The following is a 17031-nucleotide window of genomic DNA, read 5'->3' as shown; positions in this document are numbered from 1 at the left end:
CTAACCTAATCAACGATCACGCTGTCAAGCCGGTCCTTCGGTCGGAATCGGCGACCCGCCGCGCATTGACACCGGTCGCGTGACGGGCGGTCACGTCGCGGTAGGCAGCGGCGACCCCGGCCAGCCCCCGGCCCAGCGCGGCGCCGCGCACCCCGGCGTACCCGATGACCAGCGCCGGTGGCCGGTCGTCGGCGCGCAGGGCGTAGAACCGGCCGCCGCGAACCAGCACGGACCGGCGCCGCGCGGCGGCCACCATGGACTCCTCAGCACACCAGCGGGGCAGCACCAGGTACGTCTGGAGGCCGCCACTGGCGTCGAGCGGCGCCACGCCGGGCAGGTGGCGCGCGACGTGCTGGCGTACCGCCTGGCCGCGGCGCTGGAACTCGGCGCGCAGCCGGCGCAGGTGCCGGTCGAACGCGCCGGTGTCCACGAGCCGCGCGAAGGCGAGCTGGTCCAGCCCGGAGCAGCCGATGTCCCAGCCGGCCCGGACCCGCTCGATCGAGGCGGCCAGCCCGGTCGGCGCGGCCAGCCAGCCGAGCCGCAGCGCCGGGGCGAGGACCTTGCTGGCGCTGCCCGCGTAGACCACGCGGTCCGGCGCGACGCTCTGCAACGCGGGCATCCGCTGCGCCGGTGGCACGAACGCGGCGTCGAAGTCGTCCTCGACGACGTACCCGTCCACCGCCCGCGCCCAGTCGAGCAGTTGCTCCCGGCGCCGCCGGCTCAGCGGAGCGCCGGTGGGGAACTGGCTGGCCGGGGTGGTGAGCACGGCGCGTACGCCGGTGGCGGCCAGCTCGTCGACGCGGATGCCCTCCCGGTCCACCGGCACGCTCACCGGCCGCAGCCCGGCGTCGGCGATGAACGCCCACTCCCCCGGGTGCCCGGGATCCTCGACGCCGATCGCCTCGTGTCCCTGGTCGCGCAGCACCCGGCAGAGCAGCGCCAGCCCCTGGGCGAAGCCGGACGTGATCATCAGGTGCTCGGGGCGGACGCGGACGCCCCGGACCCGGCCGAGGTAGCCGGCGAGCGTGCGGCGGACCGGCGGCAGACCGGACGGCGGGGCGTAGCCCAGTTCCCGCGGCCCGGCCGAGCGGAGCACCGCGCCGACACAGCGGATCCAGTCCTGGCGCGGGAACGTGGACACGTCGGTGCCGCCGGCGCGCAGGTCCCACACCTCCGGCGCGGGCGCCTCGTCGGCGGTGAGCGCGGAGGCGACACCGGCGCGCGGAGTCCGCCACCGAGGTGCCGGAACCGCGCTGCGACGTCAGGTAGCCCTCGGCGCAGAGCTGTTCGTACGCCTCGACGACCACGGTCCGGGACACGCCGAGGTCAGTCGCGAGCTGCCGGGTCGACGGGACGCGCGTCCCGGGGCGCAGCGTGCCGTCGGTGATCCGGCCGCGCAGAGCGTTGCGGAGCTGCGCCGACAACGTTTCGCGCGCGTCGCCGTCAATTGACAGATTCAGATGCCACACCGATTGGTCCTCTCCCCGGTCACCGAAGTGGTATGGACAACGGGAACCGCACTTGGTGAAAGTGTTTCCCGGGACCGCAACCCATTCCCGGCCGAACCCGGGGGGTGCCGCGCGTCCTTTTCAACGGGGGAAGTCCGATCTGTCACCGAACGCGGCCCAGCCGGTCCGCGTGGGGGCATCCGGGCTGCTCAAAGGGGGGTTCCACAGTGTCCTCATTGTCGACTGCGGTGGGTGCGGAAACCACAGACCACCGTTCGGAGACGCCGGGAGGCACGACGCCGGCCGACCGCATTCCGATTTCCGTGACCTCAATCACACTGCCGTCCATCAATCCGCTCGCGTTGTACACCGCATTGACACAAAGCCATGCCGCGCACGACGCGTACCTCTTCGAAAGCCTGGACGGGCCGGCCGCCGACCGGCAGGCCGCGGCGGTGGGCTGGGGCCGCCTCGCCGAGCTGCGGTTCCTGGCCGACAGGTGCGAGCTGACCGCCGCCGGGCCGCTGGGCGACGCGCTGCGCGCGGTGGTCACCGCCGTCCTCGGCGCGCCGGCCCGGCAGCGCGACACCACGTCCGCCTGGCACGTGCCCGGCCCGGCGCAGCTCTGGTCGGTGGTCCGCGCCGTGCAGCGGGCCTTCACCGTCGAGACGCCCGTGCCGGCCGGCCGGTTCGCCTTCGGTTTCCTCACCACCCTGGCCTACGAGGCCGCCCGCGACATGGACGAGCTGACCCTGGACCGGGCCGACGACGACCTCCCCCGGTGCGCGCTGACACTGTTCCGGCACACCGTCTGGTGGGACCTTCGCGCCGGGACGGCGCACCAGCTGCACGCCACCGGCCCGCACCTGCCGCCGCAGCCGGCGCCGCCGGTGACGCGGCTGCTCACCGGCGTGCCCGCCGACCAGCCGCCGCCACCCGCGCCCACGCCGGAACGGGTGCGCGACACAGTCGACGAGGAGACGTTCGCCGAGCGGGTGCGGCGGTGCCTGCGGCACATCCGGGTCGGCGACAGCTACCAGGTGCAGATCGGCCACCGCATCGAGGTGGAGACCACCCTCACCCCGCTGGACGTCTACCGGCGCCTGCGGCACCGCAGCCCGTCGCCGTACATGTACCTGGCGCCCTGGGCCGGGCGCACGGTGATCGGCGCCAGCCCGGAGCTGTTCCTGCGCCTGGACGGCGACCGGCTGTCGATGCGCCCGATCGCCGGCACCGCCGCCCGCTCGGCCGACCCGCTGACCGACCGTCGCCGGGTGGCCGAGCTGCGGGCCAGCGAGAAGGAGCGCGCCGAGCACGTCATGCTCGTCGACCTGTGCCGCAACGACATCGGCCGGGTCTGCGAGCCGGGCACGCTGTCGGTGGACGCGATGCTCGACGTCGAGCCGTTCGCGTACGTGCACCACCTGGTCTCCACCGTGTCCGGCCGCCTCGACGACGGCGCGGACGTGTGGGCGGCGGTCCGCGCCGCGTTCCCGGCCGGCACCATGACCGGCGCGCCGAAGCTGCGGTCGATGGAGATCATCGACGGGCTGGAGGCGGAGCCCCGGGGCATCTACGCGGGCGCCATCGGCCTGGTCGACGTCCGCGGGTTCGCGGTGCTCGCGCTCTGCATCCGCACCGTCGTGCACGACGGGCACCGCTACCACACCCAGGCGTCCGCCGGGGTGGTCGCCGACTCCACACCGGCCGCCGAGTGGCGGGAGACGCTGGCCAAGATGAGCGCCGCCTACTGGGCCCTGACCGGCGAGGAGCTGCTGCCGTGAAGGTCCTGCTCGTCGACGCGTACGACAGCTTCACCCACATCATCGACCAGTACCTGCGCACGCTCGGCGCGCGGACGGTGGTGGTCCGGTCCCGCGCGCGCAGCCCCCGGCACCTCGCCGCGCTGCGCCCCGACGCGGTGGTGCTCGGCCCCGGGCCCGGCCACCCCGGCGACTCCGGCCACGTCGAGCTGGTCCACGCGTTCGCCGGCCGGGTGCCGCTGCTCGGCGTCTGCCTCGGCCACCAGGCGATCGGCCTGGCGTACGGCGGCACGATCGCTGTGGCCCGGCACCTGATGCACGGCAAGACCAGCGAGGTCACGCACGACGGCCGCGGGGTGTACGCCGGGGCGCCGGCGCCGCTGACGGTCACCCGCTACCACTCGCTCATCGTCGCCGACCCGGTGCCGCCCCCGCTGGAGGTGACCGCCCGCTCCGGCGACGACGGCTACGTGATGGGCCTGCGCCACCGCACGCTCGCCGTCGAGGGGGTGCAGTTCCATCCGGAGAGCGTGACCACACAGGACGGGCTGCGGTTGTTCGACAACTTCCTGCGCGGCGTACCGGCGGCGCTGCCGGTCGCCGGCTGAGCGGCGGAGACGGATCATGTCCGGGTCCGTACCCCCGCTCGCCGTGGTCACCGGCGGGGCCGGCGGCATCGGCCGGGCAGTCACCGCGGCGCTCACCCGCGCCGGTCACCGGGTGCTCAGCGTCGACCGCGAGCCGGCCGCCGACCCGTCCGCGTACGCGGCGCTCGTCGCCGACCTGGCCGTGCCGGATCAGGCGCAGCGGCTGCTGGACGACGTGCACGAGCGACACGGCCTGCCCGCCGTGCTGGTGAACAACGCCGGCGTCTACCCGGCCCGGGACTTCCTCGACTACGACCCGCGCACGTATGCCGAGGTGCTGGACACGAACCTCGGCGCGACGTTCTTCGGCACGCTCGCGTACGCCCGGGCGCTGGTGGCCGCCGGACGTCCGGGCACCGTGGTCAACGTCGCCTCGATCAGTGGCCGGATCGGCAGCCCGGACGCCGCGTACGGCGCCTCGAAGGGCGCTGTCGTCGCGCTCACCCGCAGCCTCGGCCGGGCGCTCGCCGCGCACCGCATCCGGGTCAACGCGGTCGCCCCCGGGCTGGTCGAGACGCCGATGGCCGCCCGGATCCCGGCGGCCCGCCGGGACGACTACCGGGCCCGTATCCCGGCCGGCCGCTTCGGCGCCCCGGACGAGATCGCCGCCGCCGTCGCCTGGCTGGCCGGCCCGGACAGCAGCTACGTCACCGCCTCCGTGCTGGACGTCGACGGCGGCCTGCACTGACGCACACCGAGAGGACCCCGATCCATGTGGCTTCCCACCACCGGCCCGGCGGCCGGTTTCGCCGCCGACTACCTGCGTCTGCACCGCGCGTTCTACGACCGCACGCTCACCGCCGAGCAGCTCGGTGACTGGCGGGACCGGCAGCTGCGCCGGGTGCTCGACCAGGTCGGCACCGGCTCGCCGTTCTACGCCCGGCACCTCGCCGGGATCGACCTGTCCACGATCACCCCGGCCACGCTCGACCGGCTGCCCTTCACCACGAAGGCGCACCTGCGCGAGGAGATGCTCGACGTGCTCAGCCGTCCGCTGGCCGAGGCCGTCTTCTTCTACGAGACCACCGGCACCACCGGGCCCGCCACGCCCTGCCCCCGCGACGGCCGCGAGGTGGTGGCCAGCAACGCCCACGTCACCGAGTCCTGGGCGTCGATCTTCCGCCACCACTTCGGCGACCACGCGCCCCGGGTGGGGCTGATGGGCCCGACCGAGGTGCACTCGTTCGGCGACACGCTCGGCGACGTGGCCCGCAACACCGGCGCGATGAACGCGAAGATCTGGCCGTACTCGCCGGTGATCGGGTTCGCCAAGGCCCTCCAGCTGATGCGGGACCTGGAACTTGAGGTGATCTGCTGCACGCCGGGCGTGGCGCTGATGCTGGCCAAGGCCGCCGAGCACCACGGCTACCGGCTGCGCGAGGACTTCGCGGTCGAGCTGCTGTTCGTCACCGGCGAGACGTGCACGCCGGCGCTGGCGCACAACCTGGAGTCGGTCTGGGGCGCTGACGTCTACAACATCCTGTACGGCTCGCAGGAGGCGTTCGTGATCGCCACCGCCTGCCGCAACAAGCGGATGCACCTGTCCCAGACCAACTACCTGATCGAGGTGGTCGACCCGGAGACGGGCGCGTCGCACGGCCCGCGCGGCACCGGCGAGCTCACGGTGACCATGCTCGTCGACGGCGTGAAGCCGCTGATCCGCTACCGCACCGGCGACGCGGTGGTGGTCGGCGCGTCGGACTGCGACTGCGAGATGCCCGGCGACCTGGTGCAGATCGTCGGGCGCACGCTCGACCGCATCGACCTGGGCGGGCAGCGCCGTACCGCCGGGCAGATCGAGAGCGCGGTGCTCACCGGCGTCACCGGCTCGGCCGGCTACCAGGTGGTGATCGACCACGACCCGGCCGGCGGCGACCGGCTCACCGTCCGGCTGGAGCTGCTCAAGGACCTGGTGGACGACCCGGCCGCGGTGGCCGACGGGGTGCGCCGGCGTGCCGCCGCCGCGCTCGGCGTGCCGGTGGAGGTCGAGCTGAGCGACGGGCTGGACCCGATCGTCAGCACCGGCGCGTTCGTGAGCTGGAAGGCCGCACGGATCGTGGACCGGCGGGTCGCCGACGACCACGAGACCCGGGTGGCCCGGCGGATGGCGGGCAGGCGTGGCTACGACACCTGACACCGCAGCCGCCGCGCCGGTGCCCGCGCTGCCCGGCCTGCTCGCCGGGGCGTACGGACGGCGGTGGCGGACGGTGGTGGACCGGTGGGCGGACCACCCCGGCACGGCGGTGGCCACGCTCGGGCCGGCCGGCACGTCCAGCCACCTGACCGCCGCGTTCCTGGCCGAACGGCACGCGCTGCGCATCGAGCTGTGCGACACGTTCGACGAGGTGCTCGGCGCGCTCGTGGAACGCCGCGTCGACCAGGCGCTGGTGCCCAGCGCGTACCAGGGCGCCACCCGCTTCCACTGGCACCGCGACCTGCGCCTGGACGCCTACTTCGCGCAGGCCACCCCGGAGTACGGCATCGCGGCGCGGGAACGGGACGCGCACCCGGGCGACGGCGAGGTCACTGTGGCCGCGCTCTGGGAGGTCCGGCGGATCTTCGCCGACCTGGCCCCGCCCGCGCTGCGCGACCGTCCGATGCGGTGGCTCGACGCCGAGTCCACCCAGCACGCCGCCGAGCTGCTCGCCGCCGGGGCCGCCGACCTCGCGGTGACGAACGCCCCGGGGGTACGCCGGCACGCGCTGCGCTGGGTTGTCCGCCGCCCCGGCGCGGAGATCGTCTGGCTGCTCTTCGGCCACCGCCGACCGCACCTTCGAGGAGAACCGGAGTGACAGCCGTGTCCCGACGAACCTTGCTGCACCGCGCCACCGTCCAGGAAGGGCTAGGGGTGGCGTCCCGGCCGCACCACAGCGTGCTGCTCGACGGGGAGCGGATCGTCGCGGTGCTGCCCGAGGCACAGGCCCCGCTGCACGACCCGGACGTCGACGTGCTGGACCTGGACGGGCGGACCGTGATGCCGGGCATGACGCTCGGCCACACCCACATCGCCTACCTGAACGTGCTCGACGGCCGGGAGACGCTGTTCAAGCACTCGATCCCGGAGGTGACGCTGGGCGCGGCGGCGAACGCGGCGGCCATGCTCCGGCTGGGCTACACCGCGTTCGTCGGCGCCGGCTCGGTGGCCGGCATCGACATGGCGCTGCGCCGGGCGATCGACGCCGGGCGGCTGCCCGGCCCGCGGATCACGCCGTGCAGCCGGGACCTGATGGTCTCCGGGCCGCCGCAGCGGCGCAACCCGGCGGTCAAGCAGCGCATCCCCACCGACCTGATGCGGCTGGCCGACACACCGGAGGAGCTGGTCGAGTACGTCGACACCGAGGTCGCCCAGGGCGCGGAGATCATCAAGGTGTTCTCCACCGGCGACGACACGTTCCCCAACGGCCGCTCGCACGAGCTGCTGTTCACCGCCGAGGAACTGGTGATCGCGGCCCGCGCCGCACACGAGCGGGGGGTACGGATCCGGGCGCACTCACGTGGGCTGGGCGGCATCCGCAACGCCATCGCCGCCGGGGTGGACGTGATCGACCACGCCACGTACGCCGACGACGCGGCGCTGGAGGCGATCGCCGAACGCGGCATCTTCGTGGTGCCGAGCCTGCACCAGCCGCACCGGCTGCTCACCACCGGCACCGCGCACGGCAAGACCCCGGAGTACCTGGAGACGCTGGAGTTCCAGGCCGAGGTGGAGAACACGCTGCGGATCCTGCCGCTGATGGTGGAGATGGGCATCCCGATCGTGGCCGGGGACGACTTCGGGTTCGCCTGGACCCCGCACGGCCGGTACGCCGAGGAGCTCGAGACGTACGTGAGCATGGCCGGCATCCCCGCACCGACGGTGCTGACCTGGGCCACCGCCAACGGCGCGCGACTGGCCGGGCGCGGCGGCGAGGCCGGGACGGTGCAGCCGGGCCGGCTGGCCGACCTGGTGGTCACCGACGGCGACCCGGCGCGGGACATCACGGTGCTGGGGCGGCCCGGGGCGATCGAGATGGTGCTGCTGGGCGGGCGGGTGGTCGCCGGGGACGCCGCCGCCTACCGGGACCGCCGGCCGGCCGGGGTCGCCTGATGCGGCCGGCCGCGCGGGCCCGGATTGGCCTCACCGGATCGGCGGGGATTGGCCACAACCGGTGGCGGCGCCGCTTCGTACGGTCGGGGCGACCGTGTGAACCGAACCGACGGGGATGACGATGACCCAGCTCAGCGACGGCGCCGACCGGCTGTCCGTCCGCATCGACGACCGGGTGACGGCGAGCGTGCCGGACTACGTCCTCGGCCTGCTCGCCGTGCCGGCGATCGAGGTCGGGCCGGCCCACCCGGCCGTGGCGGAGCGGCTGACCGCCGCCGAGGACGCGCTGCACCGGGCCGGCCTGGACAAGGCCGGGGTGTCCGAGCTGCCGGGCATCGCCGGGTGGCGGGCGGCGTACCGGGCGGTGGCGGTGAACCCGAACCGGTTCCCGTGCGCCGCCGAGTCGATCGCCCGCCGGGTGGCCCGGGGCGACCGGCTGCCCCGGATCAACGCGCTCGTGGACCTCTGCAACGCCGTCTCGCTGGGCTCGGCGCTGCCGGTGGCCTCCTGCGCGGTGGACGGCATCGGCGCGCTCGCCGTCCGGCCGGCCGACGGCACGGAGGCGTACCTGCCGCTGGGCGCACCTGATGCGCCGGAGCGGCCCGAACCGGGCGAGGTCGTCTACGCCGACGACCACGGGCGGGCCCACTCCCGGCGCTGGAACTGGCGCCAGGGCCACCTGGTCCGCACCGACCTGGGCCGGCGGCGGCTGCTGCTCACAGTCGAGGCGGCCCATCCGGGCGGCCGGGCGGAGGTGGAGGCGGCGCTGGACCGCCTCGACGCCGTGCTCGGCGAGCTGACCGCCGCGCCCCGCCACCGGGCGGTGCTGGACCGGGAGGCCCGGGACGCCGCGTTCCCTGTCGAGGCCCCGCTCAGCCCCGCCGGCACCCCGGGGGTCCGCTCGTGAACCGCGCGATCCTGATCGTCTACCGGCCCGCGGCCGGCCGCTACGCCGCCCAGTTCCGCAGCGTCGTCGCCGCCGCCACCGGCCTCGGCGTGGACAGCGTGGTGCTGCTGCCCACCGGCGGGCCGGCGCCGGAGACCGCCGGGCTGCCCTGCCACCGGGCCGACCTGGACGACCCGGAGGCGGTCCGGGCGGCGGTCGCGGCGATCGTCGCCGACCGTCCGATCGAGCGGATCTTCCCGCTGTTCGAGGGCGACGTGCTGACCGCCGCGCGGTGCCGGCGCGACCACGGCATCCCCGGCCTGGACCCCGAGCAGGCGCTCGCCTTCCGGGACAAGAACGTGATGCACCGCCGGGCCGTCGAGCTGGGCGTGCCGGTGGCCCGCTCCTGCCGCCCGGACACCATCGGCGCGGTCGCCGAGTTCGCCGCCGAGGTGGGCTGGCCGGTCGTGGTCAAGCCGTACGCCGGCTGGGCCTGCGGCGACACCCACCGGGTGGACTCGGCCGACGACCTGGCCCGGGTGTGGCCGCTCGTGGCCGACGCGCGCCACGACTACCGGGTCGAGGAGTACGTCCGCGGCGCGGAGTACCACGTCGACTCGCTGCTGCGCGACGGCGAGGTGGTCTTCGAGCAGCTCTCCCGCTACACGTACTCGGTGCTGGAGTTCCGCGACGAGCCGGGCGGCACGATCTCCCGCAAGCACGACCTGACCCCCGCCGAGCAGCGCATCCTGACCGCCAGCGCGGAGCTCCTGCGCGGCTTCGGCATGCGTACCGGGGTCGCGCACGTGGAGTTCTTCCTGCGCGACGACGGCGAGGTGGTCTTCGGCGAGGCGGCGGCCCGGGCCGGCGGCGGATCGATCGTCCCGGCCATCGAGGCCGGGCGCGGCATCAACCTCGCGGGCGAGTGGTGCCGGCTGGAACTGGACCCCGGGCACCGGCCCGCCGCCGCGCTGGGCGCGGAGACCGGCACCGAGTACCTCTGCTCCGACCGGTACGGCCGCATCACCGCGATCACCACCGCCGACGAGCTGCGGGCGCTGGACTCGGTCCTCGACGCCGACGTGTGGAAGGGCGTCGGCGACGTGCTCGCGCCGCCGACCGCCTCGAACGACGTGCTCGGCTGGTACGTCTGCGAGGGCCGGGACTTCGACGACGTGCGGGCCCGGTTCAAGACCATCCGGGACGCCTTCCAGGTGCGTACCGAACCGGCCGGGGAGGCGTCATGTGGCTGAGCCGGTTCCGGGCGCTGCCCCGTCCGCTGCGGATGCTGGTGCTCGCCTCCTTCATCAACCGCGCGGGCATGTTCGTCTTCCCGCTGCTCGCGGTATACCTGGTGCGCAGCCGAGGGCTGAGCACCGGCGAGGCGGGTGTGCTGATCTCGGTCGGCAGTACCGGCCTGCTCGCCGGGAGCCTGCTCAGCGGCCCGGTCTGCGCACGCGCCGGCCGGCGGGCCGCGCTGGTGTCCAGCCTGCTGCTCAACGCGGCCGGCTACCTCGGGCTGGCGGTGCTGGACGGCCCGCCGTGGACGTACGCGGCGCTGCTGTTCGTCGCGCTCGTCGGCATGGGCATGTTCGCGCCCGCCGCCAACACGCTGATCGCCGACCTCGCCGAGCCGGAGCAGCGGCCGTTCGCGTACACCGTCAGCTACATCGCCAACAACCTCGGCATGGGCGTCGGGCCGCTGCTGGGCGGCCTGGCCGCGGCGTACTCGTACGGCCTGATGTTCGCCGGGAACATCCTGCTCGGGCTGCTCGCGGCGCTCACCATCCGGCTCAGCGTGCCCGCCGACACCGGCCGCGACGCGGCCGGGACACCGGCGAAGACCGGGCTGCGCCGGGCGGCGCTGCGGCGCGACCTGGACGTCGCGGTGCTGGTGGTGCTCTCGTTCTGCTACGTGGCGCCGCTGATCGGGCTGGAGTACACGCTGCCGCTGGCGGTCACCGGGGTGCTGAACTCGTCGGTGGCGGTGGTCGGCGCGGTCTACACCATCAACAGCATCGTCGTGGTGGGCGCCGGCATGCTGATCGAGAAACGGATCAAGGCGTACCCGACCCGCACACTGCTCGTCGTCGCCGGCCTGCTCTGGTCGGCCGGGATGGCGGTGCTGGTGTTCGCGTTCTCACTGCCCGCGGTGCTGCTGTCCACAGTCGTCTGGACGCTCGGCGAGATCATCGCCTCGGTGGTGGTGCCCACCTACATCGCCGACCACGTCGAGCCGCGCCGGGTCAGCGCCTTCATGGCGCTCAACGGTTTCGTGCTCAGCTCCGCCCGGCTGGTGGTGCCGATGGGGCTGGGCTTCGTCTGGCAGGCGCACGGGCACCAGCCCGTGCTGCTCCTGCTGCTGCTGACCCCGCTGGCCGGCGTCGTCGCGTTCGCAGCGCTGCGGATCCGACCCGAGGCCCGGCCGGTGCCGGAGCCCGCCGCGCCGGCCCCCGCCCGTCCCTGACCCGCCCGACCCCTCACCGGAAGAGGCCCATGACCGCCACGAAGTTCGTCCTGCCCGAGAGTGACATCCCGACGACCTGGTACAACGTGGTTCCCGACCTGCCCAAGGGGCTGCCGCCGATGCTGCACCCCGGCACCCGGGAACCGATCACCCCGGCCGACCTGGCGCCGCTGTTCGCCTCCGAGCTGATCGCGCAGGAGTTCTCCACCGAACGGGACGTGGACATCCCCGGCCCGGTGCTCGACATCTACCGGCAGTGGCGGCCCAGCCCGCTGATCCGGGCCCGCCGGCTGGAACGCGACCTGGACACCCCGGCGCGGATCTACTTCAAGTACGAGGGGGTCAGCCCGGCCGGCAGCCACAAGCCGAACACCGCCGTCCCGCAGGCGTACTACAGCAAGCTCGACGGGGTGCGGCGGCTGACCACCGAGACCGGCGCCGGCCAGTGGGGCAGCTCGCTGTCGATGGCGTGCGCCTACTTCGACCTCGAGTGCGAGGTCTTCATGGTGCGGGTCAGCTACGACCAGAAGCCGTACCGGCGCGGCCTGATGGAGACGTTCGGCGCCTCGGTCACCGCCAGCCCCAGCGACCGTACCGAGGCCGGGCGGGCGGTGCTCGCCACCGACCCGGACTCCCCCGGCAGCCTCGGCCTGGCCATCTCCGAGGCGGTGGAGGCCGCGCTGCACAGCGGCGGCGCCGCCCGGTACGCGCTCGGCTCGGTGCTCAACCTGGTGCTGATGCACCAGACGATCATCGGGCAGGAGGCGCTGGCGCAGATGGGGCTGGCCGGCGACTACCCCGACGTGGTGGTCGGCGCGGCCGGCGGCGGCTCCAACTTCGCGGGCCTGGCCCTGCCGTTCCTGCGCCGCCAGCTCGACGGCGGTCCGGCCGTCCGGTTCCTGGCCGCCGAGCCGGCGTCCTGCCCGTCGCTGACCCGGGGCAGCTACGACTACGACTTCGGCGACACCGCCGGGCTCACCCCGCTGGCAAAGATGCACACGCTCGGCCACGACTTCCGGCCGCCCGCGATCCACGCCGGCGGGCTGCGCTACCACGGCATGGCGCCGATCGTGAGCGCGCTGAGCGAGGTGGACCTGATCGAGGCGCGGGCGGTGCCGCAGACCGCCTGCTTCGAGGCGGGCGTGCGGTTCGCCCGCAGCGAGGGGATCGTGCCGGCGCCGGAGTCCAGCCACGCGGTGCGGGTCGCCGTGGACGAGGCGCTGCGCTGCCGGGAGACCGGCGAGGAGAAGGCGATCCTGTTCTCCCTGTCCGGGCACGGCCACTTCGACATGCAGGCGTACATCGACTATTTCGCCGGAAAGCTGACGGACTGACACCGGCCGGGACGCGGCGCGGTGCGGCGCCGCGTCCCGGCCGACGAGCCCTCGGGGGTGCGATTGCCCAGCGAAGCAGCCACCATCCTGGCCATCAACGGTTCCGAACGGGCGGGCGGCAACACCGACCTCGCGGTCGCGCACGCCGGACGCCTGATCGCCGAGCGCGGGGCCGTCCTGCGCACCATCCGGCTGCGCGAGCACCGGATCTCGCCGTGCAGCCCGTGCGGCGACTGCAACAGCCGTACGCTGCCGTGCACCGTGGACGACGACGTCCCCGCCCTGGTGGAGCAGATGGTCCGCGCAGACGGGCTGATCTACGCCGCGCCGGTGCACGGGTTCGGCCTGGCCCACCTGATGCAGATCTTCATCGAGCGGGCCGGGGTCGGCTATCTGCGCTTCACCCGCCCGCTGGCCGACAAGGTCGGCGGCATCATCGTCACCGGACGCCGCTACAGCGACTCGTCGGTGCACAACCAGATCGTCAACAACCTGCTGCTCAACCGCATGATCCTGGTGGGCAGCGGCTTCCCGGTCCTGCTGCGCAACACCACCGGCACGCCCGGCCTGACCGACCCCGAGGGTGTCGACGCGCTGGAGCGCATGGTGCACCGCATGGTCGACATGGTGCAGCTGCTCAAACGCCACCAGCGGGTCACCGGCGGCCCGGTCCTGCCCTCGCGGGACCGCAACGAACGCGTGCCGCGGCCCCGCCGCGCCGAATCCGTACCGACCAGAGGAGACAGCGAGAATGTCCACTGAGCAGGCGACCGTCCCGGTCGGCATCGACTTCCCCGCCACCGAGTGGGAGAAGTGGGACAAGCCCGGCGCCGAGGGCCGGGTCAAGATCGCGTACGTCGGGGGGCAGCGGCTGCGCCTGCTGGAGCTGCCCGCCGGGTTCGACGAGCACCACTGGTGCCTGCGCGGGCACACCGGCTACGTGCTGCGGGGCGAGTTCACCATCCACTTCCGGGACCGCTCGGTGCCCTGCCGCCCCGGCATGGGCTTCGTCATCCCGGACGACGAGGAGCACCGCTCCCAGGGCAGCGAGGACGAGCCCACTGTCGTGTTCGTGGTCGACCGGGTCGACCAGCCGTGAGCGACGCCCCCGCCGGGACGGACGGCACGGCCCGCATCACCGAGCTGCGGGCCGCCGTGGACCGGCTCGACCAGCGGATCGTCGAGCTGCTGGCGGTCCGTACCCGGGTGGTCCGGGAGCTGACCGCGCACAAGTCCGACGAGGCGGCCGTGCGGTCGCCGGACCGGGTCCGGCAGGTGCTCGACCGCGTCGCCGAGCTGGCCGGCCGGCACGGCATGCCGCCGGAGGTCGCGGTGGCCACGTACCGCACGCTGATCGAGGAGCTGACCCGGATGCAGCTGGACATGCTGGCGGACCGCCGTGCCGCCGGGACGGCTCCGGCCGCCCCGGCGGCGCCGGAGCGGCGATGACCGGCGGCCGGGCACCCGTCGACCTGCGGCACGCGCTCGCCACGCTCGACCCGCTGCCCGGCGAGCTGGTCCGGGTCGCCGAGGAGCTGCCCGCCCGCTACGGCGTCTCCGCGCACTACGCCCGGTGGGCCGGCGCGCCCGCCGCGCCGCCCACCGGCCCCGGCCCCGCGGTGCTGTTCGATCGGGTACGCCCCGCGCACGGCCCCACCCGGGCCGTGCTGATGGGCCTCTACGGCACCCGGCGCCGCGCCGCGGGGCTGCTCGGTGTCACCCCGGCCGAGCTGCCGCACCGGCTGCTCGACGCGGTGGCCGCGCCCCGGCCGCCGGTGCCCGCCACCGACCCGGCGCGCTGGCCCCGCCATCGGCTGCCGCTGGATCTCACCGCGCTGCCGGTGCCGGTGCTCACCGACGAGGACGCCGGCCCGTACCTGACGCTCGGGGCGGTGCTCGCCACCGATCCGGACACCGGGGTACGCAACCTGTCCGTGCACCGGATGTGTGTCCAGGGTCCGGACACGCTGACCATCTGGATGGTCCCCGGCCGCGACCTGGAACTGGCCCACCAGGCCGCGTTGCGCCGGGGCGCGGCGCTGCCGGTGGCGATCCACCTCGGACTCGGCCCGGCAGTCCTGCTGTCGTCCTGCTGCCCCACCTCGCTGGTGCCGCCGGACCTGGACGAGCTGGCGGTGGCCGGGGCGCTCGCCGGCCGGCCGGTCGAGCTGCTGCCCTGCACCACTGTGGACGCCGAGTTCGTCGCGCACGCCGAGTACGTCATCGAGGGCGAACTGCTGGCCGAGCACGCGCCGGAGAGCCGGCACGGCGCGGTCGCCACCCCGGAGTTCCTCGGCTACCAGGGCCGCGCGCACCCGTCGCTGCCGCTGATCCGGGTCACCGCGATCACCGCTCGGGAGAGCCCGATCCTCCAGGCCGTGTCCGGGCCCGGACACGAGCAGTCGGTGCTGCTCGGCTTCGGGATGGAGGCCGCGGTGCTGGACCTGCTGCGCCGTCGGGGCACGCCGGCGCTGGCCGCGCACTGCCACACAGCCGGCGGCGGCCAGCTCATGGTGGTGCTCCAGTGGCCGGCCAAGCGCGGCCCGGCCGACGACGACGCGGTACGGGACGCGGCGGAGGCGGTGCTGGACGGCTTCCGGATGGCCAAGCTGGTGCTCTGCGTGGACGAGGACGTCGACATGGAGTCCGACCAGGACCTGTGGTGGGCCATGGTGACGCGGTTCCAGGCGGACCAGGATCTGCGTGTACTGGCCGACCGGGAGGGCTTCCCGCTCGACCCGAGCCAGCACACCGGCTACTCCCGGTCGCTGTCCGCCGACGGGCGCACCGCGAAGGCGGTGTTCGACTGCACGGTGCCGTACGCCCAGCGGGACCGGTTCCGCCGGCCCCGGTTCACCGAGCCGTCGCTTCCCGTGCCGCGCCGGCCAGCAGCGCCACTCCCTCGCTGATCCGGGCGGTGGGCAGCGCCGCGTACCCGATCAGGAACGTCGGCTCCGACGGCGGGTGGGTGACGAAGTAGCCGGAGGCGGGATAGACCCGCACCCCGCGCGCGGCGGCGGCGCGCACGATCGCCGCCTCGCCGGCGCCGGGCGTGCCGCCGAGCGTGACGAGGACGTGCAGCCCGGCGGCGGCGCCGGAGACGCGCACCCCGGCGCCGAAGTGCTCGTAGAGCGCCTCCAGCAGCCGGGCCCGGCGCTGCCGGTAGAGGCGGTCCATCCGGGCGATGTGCCGGGCGTACGCGCCGGAGTCGATGAACTCGGCGAGCGCCTCCTGGGTCAGCGTCGGGGTCAGCCGGTCGGTGATCCACTTGATGCCGAGGAACGGCCGGACCAGGTGCGGGGGCAGCACCGCGTAGCCGATGCGCAGCGACGGGAACAGCGTCTTGCTGAAGCTGCCGACGTAGGCCACGTCGGCGCCCTGCGGGTCGGCGGCGAGCGACGGCAGCCGTTCGGCGGCGAACGTGAACTCGTTGTGGTAGTCGTCCTCCAGCACCGTGACGGCGTGCTCGCGTGCCCAGCGCAGCAGCGCCCGCCGTCGCCGCTCGGACATGACGAACCCGGTCGGGAACTGGTGCGACGGCGTGACGTAGACCAGGCGGACCCGGGCCGGGTCCAGGCCGTGGCCGCGTACCCGGTCCTCGATCTCGCCGACCCGCAGCCCTTCCTCGTCGACCGGCACGGGCACCACGGCGGCCCGGGAGTAGCCGAAGATCTGCCGCAGCACGGTGTGGCTGGGGTCCTCGATCACCACCACGTCGTCGGGGCCGACGAGCAGCCGGACCAGGATGTCCATGGCCTGGGTGGCACCGCTGGTGACGATGGTGTGCTCGCGGGCGACGTCGAGCGCCCGGCTGCGCCGCAGCAGCGCGGCGATCTGCGCGCGCAGCGCCGGTGAGCCCTCCGCCGGGCCGTAGCCCAGCGCCACCGCGTCGGCCCGGCTCACCGCCGTGGCGAGCGACTGCCGCCAACGCGCCACCGGAAAGCTCGCCAGCGCCGGGGTGCCGTGCCGGAAGTCGTACGCACCGTCCGGCCGGTGCATGGGTGCCGGCTCCCACGGCCGCCACAGCGGGCTGCCGGCGTCGGTGGGCAGCGGCGGTTCGGGGCGCAGCGGGGCGCGGGCCGGCGGGTCGCGGTGCGGCAGGTCGGGCAGGGCGTCGCTGACCCGGGTGCCGGAGCCGCGCCGGGAGGTGAGGACGCCGTTGGCGCGCAGCAGCTCGTACGCGCGGGTGACCACGGTGCGGGAGACGCCTAGCTGGTGGGCCAGTTCCCGGCTGGGCGGCACCGGGTCGCCGGGGCGCAGCCGGCCGGCGCGGACGGATCCGCTGATCTGGTCGCAGAGCTGCTGCTGCAACGGCACCGGGCTGTCCCGGTCGAGCACCACGAGCAGCTGCGACGACCCCACCCGCGACGCTCCCCCACCTAGCCGCCCCTCCCCGCGA

General features: G+C 74.5%; 16 protein-coding genes and 1 pseudogene. 14 read left to right on the top strand and 3 right to left on the bottom strand.

Features of this window, described 5'->3' with window-relative positions; translation table 11 throughout:
• Positions 1-16 precede the first annotated feature (16 nt).
• Positions 17-1171, bottom strand: a complete 1155-nt coding sequence (locus tag MICAU_RS12920; RefSeq protein WP_049794832.1) for an aminotransferase-like domain-containing protein — start codon at positions 1169-1171, stop codon at positions 17-19.
• Between the two features lie 121 nt (positions 1172-1292).
• Positions 1293-1469: pseudogene (locus MICAU_RS33135) on the bottom strand (GntR family transcriptional regulator); the annotation flags it as partial.
• A 302-nt stretch (positions 1470-1771) separates the two neighbouring features.
• Between MICAU_RS33135 and MICAU_RS12915 the strand changes: the two are divergent.
• The 14 genes from MICAU_RS12915 (at position 1772) to MICAU_RS12850 (ending at position 15541) form a co-directional block, all read left to right on the top strand.
• Positions 1772-3232: an anthranilate synthase component I family protein gene (locus MICAU_RS12915; RefSeq protein ID WP_225319514.1), complete on the top strand. Its 1461-nt coding sequence runs from the start codon at positions 1772-1774 to the stop codon at positions 3230-3232.
• The gene (locus tag MICAU_RS12910; RefSeq protein ID WP_013285753.1) at positions 3229-3819 is read left to right on the top strand and encodes an anthranilate synthase component II; all 591 of its coding nucleotides are present in this window, start codon (positions 3229-3231) and stop codon (positions 3817-3819) included. The genes MICAU_RS12915 and MICAU_RS12910 overlap by 4 nt, the downstream gene beginning before the upstream one ends.
• A gap of 16 nt (positions 3820-3835) precedes the next feature.
• Positions 3836-4546, top strand: coding sequence for an SDR family NAD(P)-dependent oxidoreductase (locus MICAU_RS12905; RefSeq protein ID WP_013285752.1), 711 nt, complete (start codon positions 3836-3838; stop codon positions 4544-4546).
• Positions 4547-4570: 24 nt separating this feature from the next.
• Entirely contained in the window at positions 4571-5992 is a 1422-nt protein-coding gene (locus MICAU_RS12900; protein ID WP_013285751.1) for a phenylacetate--CoA ligase family protein, read from the top strand.
• A complete protein-coding gene (locus MICAU_RS12895; RefSeq protein WP_225319513.1) occupies positions 5976-6650 on the top strand; it encodes a prephenate dehydratase in 675 nt (224 codons plus the stop codon). The genes MICAU_RS12900 and MICAU_RS12895 overlap by 17 nt, the downstream gene beginning before the upstream one ends.
• 5 nt (positions 6651-6655) lie before the next feature.
• A complete protein-coding gene (locus MICAU_RS12890; protein ID WP_232236607.1) occupies positions 6656-7945 on the top strand; it encodes an amidohydrolase family protein in 1290 nt (429 codons plus the stop codon).
• A gap of 121 nt (positions 7946-8066) precedes the next feature.
• Positions 8067-8852 (top strand): B3/B4 domain-containing protein, encoded by a 786-nt coding sequence (locus MICAU_RS12885; protein ID WP_013285748.1) that lies wholly within the window; start codon positions 8067-8069, stop codon positions 8850-8852.
• Entirely contained in the window at positions 8849-10084 is a 1236-nt protein-coding gene (locus tag MICAU_RS12880; protein ID WP_013285747.1) for an ATP-grasp domain-containing protein, read from the top strand. Before MICAU_RS12885 ends, MICAU_RS12880 begins: the two co-directional genes overlap by 4 nt.
• Positions 10075-11298 (top strand): MFS transporter, encoded by a 1224-nt coding sequence (locus MICAU_RS12875; protein WP_013285746.1) that lies wholly within the window; start codon positions 10075-10077, stop codon positions 11296-11298. Before MICAU_RS12880 ends, MICAU_RS12875 begins: the two co-directional genes overlap by 10 nt.
• Before the next feature lie 29 nt (positions 11299-11327).
• Positions 11328-12632, top strand: a complete 1305-nt coding sequence (locus tag MICAU_RS12870; RefSeq protein WP_013285745.1) for a TrpB-like pyridoxal phosphate-dependent enzyme — start codon at positions 11328-11330, stop codon at positions 12630-12632.
• Between the two features lie 57 nt (positions 12633-12689).
• On the top strand, positions 12690-13394 hold the full coding sequence (locus tag MICAU_RS12865) for a flavodoxin family protein (protein ID WP_036310210.1): 705 nt from the start codon (positions 12690-12692) through the stop codon (positions 13392-13394).
• Positions 13384-13731: a cupin domain-containing protein gene (locus MICAU_RS12860; RefSeq protein ID WP_013285743.1), complete on the top strand. Its 348-nt coding sequence runs from the start codon at positions 13384-13386 to the stop codon at positions 13729-13731. Before MICAU_RS12865 ends, MICAU_RS12860 begins: the two co-directional genes overlap by 11 nt.
• Positions 13728-14081, top strand: a complete 354-nt coding sequence (locus MICAU_RS12855) for a chorismate mutase (protein ID WP_013285742.1) — start codon at positions 13728-13730, stop codon at positions 14079-14081. Before MICAU_RS12860 ends, MICAU_RS12855 begins: the two co-directional genes overlap by 4 nt.
• Entirely contained in the window at positions 14078-15541 is a 1464-nt protein-coding gene (locus tag MICAU_RS12850; RefSeq protein WP_013285741.1) for a UbiD family decarboxylase, read from the top strand. Before MICAU_RS12855 ends, MICAU_RS12850 begins: the two co-directional genes overlap by 4 nt.
• On the opposite strand, the gene pdxR is transcribed toward MICAU_RS12850, so the two are convergent.
• Complete coding sequence (gene pdxR / locus MICAU_RS12845; RefSeq protein ID WP_013285740.1) at positions 15486-16994, bottom strand: MocR-like pyridoxine biosynthesis transcription factor PdxR; 1509 nt, start codon at positions 16992-16994, stop codon at positions 15486-15488. The genes MICAU_RS12850 and pdxR overlap by 56 nt on opposite strands.
• Between the last annotated feature and the right edge of the window lie 37 nt (positions 16995-17031).

This window comes from Micromonospora aurantiaca ATCC 27029 (assembly GCF_000145235.1).
In the GTDB taxonomy this organism is placed as follows: Bacteria; Actinomycetota; Actinomycetes; order Mycobacteriales; family Micromonosporaceae; genus Micromonospora; species Micromonospora aurantiaca.
Note: the sequence above shows the minus strand (reverse complement) of the source record. Positions and strands in the feature narration are given on the sequence as shown.